The organism is Kitasatospora nipponensis (assembly GCF_039528135.1).
Lineage (GTDB): Bacteria > Actinomycetota > Actinomycetes > Streptomycetales > Streptomycetaceae > Kitasatospora > Kitasatospora nipponensis.
Map to the genome: position 1 here is coordinate 1 of NZ_BAAALF010000609.1, position 838 is coordinate 838.

General features: G+C 71.8%; 1 protein-coding gene. It reads left to right on the forward strand.

Annotation, left to right across the window (positions count from 1 at the left end):
• On the forward strand, window positions 1-838 hold an 838-nt coding region (locus ABD323_RS42225; protein ID WP_344447368.1), incomplete at both ends, for a condensation domain-containing protein.

Here is an 838-nt window from a genome sequence, read left to right on the forward strand (position 1 = left end):
CCCTGCCCGCTCCCGACTACGCCGCCGGCGCGGCCGCAGGAAGCCGCGGACCGGCCAATGAGCGCGAGGAACTGCTCTGCGGGGCGTTCGCGGAGATTCTCGGGCTGCAAGGTGTCGGGGTCGAGGACGACTTCTTCGACCTGGGCGGCCACTCCCTGCTCGCCGTCCGGCTGATCAGCCGGATCCGCACCCTGCTGGGCGTCGAGGTTGACATCCGGGCGCTGTTCGAGGCGCCGACCGTGGCCGCACTGGCAGCCCGACTGTCGGAGGCCGGTCAGGCCCGGACCGCGCTGACGGCGGGGGAGCGTCCGGAGCGGGTGCCGCTGTCGTTCGCGCAGCGCCGGCTCTGGTTCATCGGGCAGTTGGAGGGCCCGAGCGCGACCTACAACAGCACGGTGGCCGTGCGGCTCACCGGCACGCTCGACCGCGCCGCGATGAGCGCTGCGCTGCGTGACGTGCTCGGGCGGCACGAGGCGCTGCGTACGGTGTTCCCCACGGCGGACGGTGAGCCCTATCAGCGGGTCGTGGACCTGGACGACCTGAACTGGAAGCCCACGGTCGCCGAACTCGCCGGGGTTGAGGTGCCCGGCGCCCTGGCCCGAGTGGCCGGATACGCCTTCGATCTCTCGACCGAGGTGCCGGTGAAGGCATGGCTCTTCGGCTCGGGGATCGGTGAGCACGTCCTGGTGCTGGTGATCCACCACATCGCGGGCGACGGCTGGTCCATGGGTCCGCTGTCCCGGGACATCTCGGAGGCGTACGCGGCCCGTTGCGAGGGTCGGTTGCCCGAGTGGGCTCCGCTGCCGGTGCAGTACGCGGACTACGCGTTGTGGCAGCG